Here is a 7,877-nt window from a genome sequence, read left to right on the forward strand (position 1 = left end):
TTTAGGTGTGAAGAAAAAACATCTTACCATTATATTATTGATAATATTAACCATGGTTGCGTTGGTATGGATTTATCTTTCACTGTCTCAAGTCACATTTAAATGCCATTCCGAACTCTATCTAAAGAAAGAAACTGCCCCACTCCACGCTATTGAGTTACAAGCAAATACTTCGATTTTCTTCTACCGAAATGGGAGTGGTTTTATCAAATTCACAGGAACGGTAGAGGACAGTAGCTCACAATACATACTTAATCGCATGTTGCCGTTCAAATATTCCGACCTCGATAATGATGGTATTTACACCATTATATTCACTGCGCAAAAAATCAGAGCTATCGATGATGTCCCCAAAGATTTATGGTCAAAGTTTATTCAAACGGGTAACGATAATATGCCGTATTATATCAACCTGGAAAATATAAGTAACGATATCTATATGATTAATGGATTGGCGTCGCCGATAATAGTGTGCTCTAGCGAACAAAATTAACGTGGTGGCCAAGGGCTGCTACCACGCTATTATTTAAAATCAGTTAAACGTCACCAGCATTTCTGCCGCCGCGCTAACAGCACCGGTCGGCAGCGAACTGCCCCCCGAGCATAAACGCCATGTCACCTGATTGGTGGTGTTCTGACTTGTTTGTGTACTGGTGATATTGCCGACTTTTAGCTGGGTGTTATCAAAGGGCATCCCGGTGGTTGCCGTGCAACTACCACTGCCGGTCACGCCATTATTAATCTCGCCAGTAATATAGCCCCCACCCTGACTGAGTGCCAGACGGGTGGGGGCATTTTCATACAAACCGGTTAGTGCCCGGAACTGCACATTGATATTGGCATTAATACCCTGAGCGCCGTCTTGCGAGCATTGCGTTATCAACGAATTAGCCTTAGTGCTGAGTTCCGCGCCCGTCTGAAGGTTACTGGAGACTGTACCAAAATCAATCTGAGTGGGGGTGCTGACCGTACACTCCAGTGTCGAAATTCGGATTGTCGTGTTCTTTGAAAAGATAGGAATAAAAGTCTTATAACCATTTCCTGACGTAGAGAAATTCACATTAGATAATGCAATATTGCTCTGGCTGGTTTGCGTGCCATCAGCCACCATCACCCACGTTCCTGTCGCTGTCGCATTAATATACGTGCCGGCTTTATAGAAATTAGTGCTGCCGGACATTCTTGGGGCTAAACACCAGCCGCCGCCCTGGAGTGGGTTGGTTATCACCGCACCGCTCGACGTCGTGGCTTGTGTACTTGGCAACCCAATGGTGCCACTGAGCGTCTCTGGCGTGTTGTTCGCCAGCACATAATCGGCCGTGACGGTTGCCCGGGGAATTATCCCAAGCCCAGGGGCTATCTTGAACACTTTATACCCGGCAATGGTCGTCAGCGAACTGTCCGGTACACACGAACTTGACGATAAACTCGTGGGGTTAATATATATACTATCGTAGGCATATAGATCCGGGCTTGGGAAACTGGCCGTGGTGGTAGGGGCTCTATTGGTGGCACTAAATGGCATTCCCTCCCACACAATGCCACTGCCTTTACCAATGGTAATCGTGTCCGCCACGGCTGATTGCCCGATTAGCGCCAGCAGACATAGGCCGGGGCAATAACGAGATACTGACCGCCGCAATAGTTGACTAATTATTTTCATGTCGTTTTCTTTCCTACAAATTCATGTTTACCGGATGTCATGGTGTGATTAACTGATTTCACAGCGAGCGGTTAATTGACGGATCGGGTTGTTGCCTGATGTAGCTTTACTGGTTTGCAAATCGAATACAGCACGGCATTGCTGGTCTGCGCCCTGACCCCATTTCGTCACCAATCGGCCTTTCTCCGGCAATCCACTCAGGTATACCTGACCGGCGTCGCCAACAATGCCGGTATTGTTTTCACCCGCGGCACTCCCCTCCACCCTGACGACAGCCCCAAAGGGGATGTCGGTTTCACCACGACGCAGAGTCACCAGTGCCTGATAGCCGACTCGCGTATCAAACTTCGCCATCACCACCGCCCCTTTGGTTGGGTAGACATTCAGGCTCGATTTCGCCATGTCGACGTCATCCGGCAAGGTGGCCGGGTTCAGGCTGATATTGTTGTTCTGGTAATTCGATAAATACGGCACCACCGCGTAGCCACGGCTGTCGGTACGGACATTCCCGTTCATCACCTCGACACCGCCCGCGCCTGGCGCACTCACTATCGCCACCGAACTTCCCAGCATTTGCCCCAGTGTTACCCCTTCCGGGTGGACGACCAGGCTGCCATTGCCGCTGAGGTTCAGCGAACGGAACTGGCTGCTGTAGCTGTACCCGATGTTTGCCATCCCTTTACTGCCCTGATAGCCCGCATTCAGGGTGGCATTATCACCACTATTGCCGTTTGACCAGCTCTGCATTGCACTGTAAGAAAGGCGGTCATCCATCGCATTACCGCTGACGCCGACCTGCTGCTGAACCTGCCCCTGATTGTTATGGGTCATTTGATAGTTGGCATAACTGCGGCTCACCGCTGGCGCTGAGCTAAATAGGCTAAAGGGCACCTGCATGTTCATTGATAACTGACGATTTTCAGGCCAACCACTGTCACCTTTAATACGGTCAATACTGTAGGCCAACCCATAGCTCACACCACGGTAGCTGGTGTTGTACCCCGCAGAGACCGTGTTATTCACCTGGTTATTACCCCAAAAGTCATTGCGGGAGGCCGATAGATACAATGCCCCCCAGCCCCCTAATTGCTGGCTGATGCGCACCTGAAAATTGGAACGCTGACGCTCTAAAGCCCAAGGTACCTGACTGTCATTGAGTTCATATCCCAGATTGTTGAAGTCTGAGAAACTGTAATAGTGGCGGGTTGAATACCGGTAGGCCGCCAAATCCACCGAGGTGCCAGTACTCAGCAAGCTTTTGGCATAACGCAGCCGATAAGAGCGACCTTGTTGCCACTCATCTTGTCCGTACAATTTGGCATTAGAGGTGGTGATATCAGCTGAAAGCGCGCCAAAATCTCCTAATGACAGACCAGATCCGGCCACGAACGAAAGATAGTCCTCTGCCATCAGCCCACCGCCGTACAGAGTAATGTCGTAGGGCAAACCATAGATAAATGTGCCTAGCCCAAAGGTAGCTTCACGCGAGCCTTGCGTTATGCCGCCGTTATAACGCCCGGTGGTGAACTCATATTTGAGCGCGCCGGGGCGTTGCATCACCGGTAAAGAGGAAAAGGCCATCGTTTGGCTGCGGACAGTGCCGTCAGCCTCGGTGATAGTGACCGTCAGATCCCCGCCCTGACTGGTCTGATAGAGGTCATTAATGCGAAACGGCCCCGGGGCGACATAGGTTTGATACACCACATTGCCATTCTGGCTAACAGTCACACGTGCATTACTTTGCGCAATCCCGGAAATCTCCGGCGCAAAACCCCGCAGGCTGTTAGGCAGCATTTCTTCGCTGGAATTAAGTTTAATACCGCGAAACGGGATACTGTCGAACACCTCATTGCCGGTACTGCTTTCCCCCGCCAGCACCTCGGCACGCAAGGCATGAATATCGCGCTGTAAATAGGTATTGGAAAAACGGGTATTTTGCTGGCTCGACGAAGCGGTGCCGCTGTTCTGGTTGCGGGTATAGGTCATATCACTGCGCAAACGCCAGGCCTGCCAGTTCAGTCCGTTACGCAGGCTGGCAAACAGATTGGTCTGTTCGCTACTGTCCATGCCAGCCTGCGCACTCTGCCAGTTTCGGCTGCCATTCAGGCTATAGTTCATCAGCAACGCGGGCACACCGTCATCCCACAATGCGGGATCAACATAACCGGCGGCGTTTTGCTGCATGGCAATCTGCGGCACACTGATGTCCAGCCGCAATTGGGATAAGTCAAAATGCACCTGAGAATCAGGAATGAGTGCAGCCAAATCATTGACCGGAGCATCCGCTGGTAATGTGCTAAAACCCGGCAACACCGTGGTATTTACCCCCAGTTGCTGGAGGAGAGCAGGCGTGAGCTCTGGCTGAACCTGCCCTTGTGCATCTTTTTTAAACATCAAGGTGTACTGACCCTGATCCGACTGATTCATCCACAGTGTCACCAGATAACGGCCCTCCGCGACCTGGCCGGCGGATTCAAAAGCACTCAAATCAGCACTGGTCGACTGCATTCCGCCCAACGCTAACAGACGAGGGTCAAAGTAGTCGCGCGCCAAGACAGGAAAAGCCCCTGCCAGCAGCATGGCCCCTATCAGAATGGGCGAAAAAGTGGGCGTGTTACGCCTGTTTTTTATTGTTATGTTGTGCATCACGTGGTCTGTCCATCAAAATCAGAAAAAGTTATAAAGCTTGCTGGTTAGCCGGTGTGCTCCAGCCATCCTCATCAATCAGTTGCCATTCCACACTGCCTTTTGCCGTCGCCGGCAAGGTATAGCGCTGCTGCCCTTTCGGTGGCACCATCAGCCGTAGTGCGGGTTTATCCAGCGCACTGCCACCAACTTTCAATTGCGAAAAGGTGAGCCAATATGGCGTTGGGTTCTCAGCAATCAGCTCATGACCCTCACGGCGAAAATGCAATTGAGAAGCCACCTCGGCCACCGCGCGTTTAGCTAACCCCTCAGGGCGATAGAACAGCTTCATATTGCTGACTACCGTCACGGCCATCTGGCCCGACGGCCCCGCGTTGTCAGATTCTTTGTTAGCAGGGATAGCTTTCATCGAGATAAAAAAGACTGACTCCCGATCCGTTGGCAACGGTTCACCGTTATGGCGGATACGCAGTGTCAGCTCGCTATTTGCCTCTAAACGCTCCAACGGAGGGGTGACAATAAAAGGCATCTTCGGCTGCCCGGTGTAATTCAAATCCACATCACCGGTTTTCATATCTACAGGGCGGATCCACGACTGCATCAGATAGGGGGCGGCACTTTTATTATTCACGGTTAAGGTGACGCCTTTTTGCTCACTTGCCGGGTAAATTACCCGCAGCACATAAAAAGAAATCCCCTGGGATTCAGAGGGTGCCGCATGCGCGCCTGCAAATACCAACAAGCTGCATAACAGCAGCGTCACGAATGAGATAAGGCATTTCATTTTGGTTATTCCTGTGATGGCGACACAGTGTGTTGGCACAATGCAGACAAACCACCCGCGTCGGTTATGGTTTGCCACTCCACGTGCTTGATTGAACCAGCAACGGGATAGGTCTGTGCTCCCATCGGCGCAATCATCGACGGGGCTGTGTCTAAGTTGATAACGTTATGGTCGAACTTCAGCGTCCCAAACGTTATAAAATAAGGGGTTGGATTCTCAATACGAATGCCATTTCCCACTCGGCTAAATGTCAGTTGGCAACCCACATTTTGGGGTACATCCTTCAGAGCCGTAGGGCGATAAAACAGCTTGATAACAAACTGAAAACCCATTGATAAACGCGCCTCTTCAGGCACAGGTTCTGGCTGGCTCGGAATGGCTAATACCGAAAGGTAAAACAGGGACTCTCGATCGTCAGGCAGCGCCTCACCCTGTTTAAGGATACGCAGTAATTGGTTACCTTCAGCCCCTAACGGAAACAGCGGCGGCGTGACAATAAAAGGCACTGTCGCATCATTTTTCATTTCGTTTTGGATGCGACTTTGAATCAAATAATTTTGCGTACCGCTATTCTTTACTGTGAGACTTTGGGCTTTATCTTCAGCGGAAAATACCACTCGAGTCTGGCTCAAACTGACGCCCCCCTTGCTGGTCGCCATTGCCGGTGCCCCTACAAAAATCATCAATAGCAGCGTGATAAGGGAAAAGTGTGCAAATGGCATGGCAACCTCAGCGATAGGCAAAAATAAAATTAACATTGGCAGTGAGTTGCCCCGGTTTAACCGTGGCGCAATCAGTCACACCGCCACAACTAACGCCGGCAAAGAACTGTAATTGTTTATTGACGGGTGTCTGCCCCACGGCGGCCAACGGGAAATAATCACCAGATTTGACCTCCGTGCTGGCATAACTCGGTTGGCTGGCACTTTGCACTAACATCACGCCAGCGCCGCCCACATCAGAATCACTACTGCGAAACAGCCATTTTCCGTTTTGACTCTTACCCGGACCAAGGGCGATAACTACTGGCTGCAAGCTGGCACTTGCGGCACCGTTACAATTATCAACAGTGAGCGTAACGGGCTGTAAATTGAGTAGTGTTTCGCTGCGTAAGTTAGCCTGCTGTACATCACCTAGCGACAGCACACTTTTATCCAGACTTAACGAACAAGTGCCTTGTACTAACGATGCAGAAAAGTTCAGTGTCACGGCATGGGTGTTAATGCTGATTCCGCCGACCAACAAACTCAAACCAACCCAAAGCACTTTCTTAAGGCAGAAGCTGTTTAAATGCATCTACGCCACCTTGGTCATTAATGGTTTGCCACTCCACGCTGCTGCCTTTCGCCACTGTGGGATAGGTATGTGCACCAAAGGGGGCGATCATCAATGCCGCAGGTGAATCTAACTTAAGTGCTTGTCCGCCAAACTTAAGACTGGCCAGGCTGACAAAATAGGGTGATGGATTACTGACCTCCAGCCCATTACTGACCTGGTGAAACTTAAGGTTTTTTTGTGCATCCGCAGCCGACGATGGCAAGCCTGCGGGGCGATAAAACAGTTTAATAATGCTACCCACACCAAATTGCACCGAGGCTTGTACACCCGTGCTTTGTTGAGCTTCGGTAGGTGAGGCCGCAGCGGGAACCGCTGTCGCATGGAAATAAAAAACGGATTCGCGATCTTTAGGTAAATCAGTGTCATTACCCGCAATGCGAATCTGGTTCACGCTCTTGGGCTCCAGGCGGAATATCGGTGGCGTTACCGTAAATGGTGTCGCTTTATAGCTGTCTGCTGTGCGGCTTAACGAAACCTGTACCAAGTAAGGCAATATCGGTTGCGTGTTACGTACCGTGACAGCAATGCTACCGGTGCCCTGTGGGTAAATCAGACGGGTGGCATTGATACCAAATCCATCAGCCAATACCGCGAGTGGACAAGACAGCAGCGCCATCATCAGGGGAATAAGCAGTTTTAGGCGCTTCATTCTTTCGCTCCAAGGTAAAAAGGAAAAGAGGCAGAATGGCAGGTAGCCGAAGCCACCCACCATTAAGAAAATCAGTTATAGGCGAAGGCAAACAAGATGGGCGCGCTAACAGCACCAATGTTGATACCAGTGATGGTGGTTGAAGCCAGGCCAGCCTGTAAGCTCAGTGTCTTAGTATTAAAGTCACCGGCTGCTGGTGTTGTTCCCGCAGTAGCAACCAATAACTTGTCATTGTTGCTGATATAAGCGGTTGGGGTCGCAACCTGACTCAACATGACACCGGTGTTGGTGCCCGTAGAGTTAAACATGTTTGGGTTACCGCCCAGCGTTTGCCCGGTAACGACCAAATAGGCTTTATCACCCGCAGCAGCCGGTGCTTCACAGTTGTTTAAACCCACAGTGAATGTTTTCTGGCTAGCGGGAATCGGAGTAGCAACACCAGTAAATGATGATGGTGCATAGTTACCTAGATCCAGATTATTGGTAGACAAAGAAACATCACAGGTTGACGCAACAACGTTAGCGGTTACCGTTAATTGGGCGTTAGATGCTGCTTGGGTATTCCCTGCTACCGCCAGTAACACCAACGCGGCAGGAGCCAGAGAGAAAATTGTTTTACGCATGGAGCTATTCCTTTATGGTGATATTAATTTTCGGTTTCCCGATAAATGGTATGGCTGTTTTAACCACAGATAGATGCCACCCTCTATTTAATAGAGGGTGATTTAATATGGATAAATCAAACATAAATAACGTTAATTCATTTATTATTGATGTCTGCATACTGATTTAAATAG

The 7,877-nt window shown here is 50.1% G+C and carries 8 protein-coding genes; 1 reads left to right on the top strand and 7 read right to left on the bottom strand.

Features of this window, described 5'->3' with window-relative positions; genetic code table 11:
• Positions 1 to 493, top strand: a 493-nt coding sequence (locus V1952_RS17965; RefSeq protein ID WP_420075244.1) for a hypothetical protein, incomplete at its 5' end; no start/stop codon positions are given.
• Between the two features lie 39 nt (positions 494 to 532).
• Here V1952_RS17965 and V1952_RS17970 read toward each other — a convergent pair.
• From V1952_RS17970 to V1952_RS18000, 7 genes are all read right to left on the bottom strand, one after another.
• On the bottom strand, positions 533 to 1,663 hold the full coding sequence (locus V1952_RS17970; protein WP_420075245.1) for an adhesin: 1,131 nt from the start codon (positions 1,661 to 1,663) through the stop codon (positions 533 to 535).
• A 48-nt stretch (positions 1,664 to 1,711) separates the two neighbouring features.
• Entirely contained in the window at positions 1,712 to 4,243 is a 2,532-nt protein-coding gene (locus V1952_RS17975; protein WP_420075246.1) for a fimbria/pilus outer membrane usher protein, read from the bottom strand.
• A gap of 97 nt (positions 4,244 to 4,340) precedes the next feature.
• Entirely contained in the window at positions 4,341 to 5,093 is a 753-nt protein-coding gene (locus V1952_RS17980; protein WP_420072192.1) for a molecular chaperone, read from the bottom strand.
• A 5-nt stretch (positions 5,094 to 5,098) separates the two neighbouring features.
• Positions 5,099 to 5,815 (bottom strand): molecular chaperone, encoded by a 717-nt coding sequence (locus V1952_RS17985; protein WP_420075247.1) that lies wholly within the window; start codon positions 5,813 to 5,815, stop codon positions 5,099 to 5,101.
• 7 nt (positions 5,816 to 5,822) lie between these two features.
• A complete protein-coding gene (locus tag V1952_RS17990; protein ID WP_420075248.1) occupies positions 5,823 to 6,389 on the bottom strand; it encodes a fimbrial protein in 567 nt (188 codons plus the stop codon).
• Positions 6,364 to 7,080: a molecular chaperone gene (locus V1952_RS17995; protein WP_420072194.1), complete on the bottom strand. Its 717-nt coding sequence runs from the start codon at positions 7,078 to 7,080 to the stop codon at positions 6,364 to 6,366. The genes V1952_RS17990 and V1952_RS17995 overlap by 26 nt, the downstream gene beginning before the upstream one ends.
• Before the next feature lie 71 nt (positions 7,081 to 7,151).
• Positions 7,152 to 7,703: a fimbrial protein gene (locus V1952_RS18000; RefSeq protein WP_420072195.1), complete on the bottom strand. Its 552-nt coding sequence runs from the start codon at positions 7,701 to 7,703 to the stop codon at positions 7,152 to 7,154.
• Between the last annotated feature and the right edge of the window lie 174 nt (positions 7,704 to 7,877).

The organism is Yersinia sp. 2542 StPb PI, assembly GCF_048593855.1.
In the GTDB taxonomy this organism is placed as follows: Bacteria; Pseudomonadota; Gammaproteobacteria; order Enterobacterales; family Enterobacteriaceae; genus Yersinia; species Yersinia enterocolitica_E.

What these genes read in the sequence shown, in the direction of transcription:
- V1952_RS17970 (WP_420075245.1), bottom strand. Translation starts at nt 1,663, where the DNA reads ATGAAAATAATTAGTCAACTATTGCGGCGGTCAGTATCTCGTTATTGC.
- V1952_RS17990 (WP_420075248.1), bottom strand. Translation starts at nt 6,389, where the DNA reads ATGCATTTAAACAGCTTCTGCCTTAAGAAAGTGCTTTGGGTTGGTTTG.
- V1952_RS17980 (WP_420072192.1), bottom strand. Translation starts at nt 5,093, where the DNA reads ATGAAATGCCTTATCTCATTCGTGACGCTGCTGTTATGCAGCTTGTTG.
- V1952_RS17985 (WP_420075247.1), bottom strand. Translation starts at nt 5,815, where the DNA reads ATGCCATTTGCACACTTTTCCCTTATCACGCTGCTATTGATGATTTTT.
- V1952_RS18000 (WP_420072195.1), bottom strand. Translation starts at nt 7,703, where the DNA reads ATGCGTAAAACAATTTTCTCTCTGGCTCCTGCCGCGTTGGTGTTACTG.
- V1952_RS17995 (WP_420072194.1), bottom strand. Translation starts at nt 7,080, where the DNA reads ATGAAGCGCCTAAAACTGCTTATTCCCCTGATGATGGCGCTGCTGTCT.
- V1952_RS17975 (WP_420075246.1), bottom strand. Translation starts at nt 4,243, where the DNA reads ATGCTGCTGGCAGGGGCTTTTCCTGTCTTGGCGCGCGACTACTTTGAC.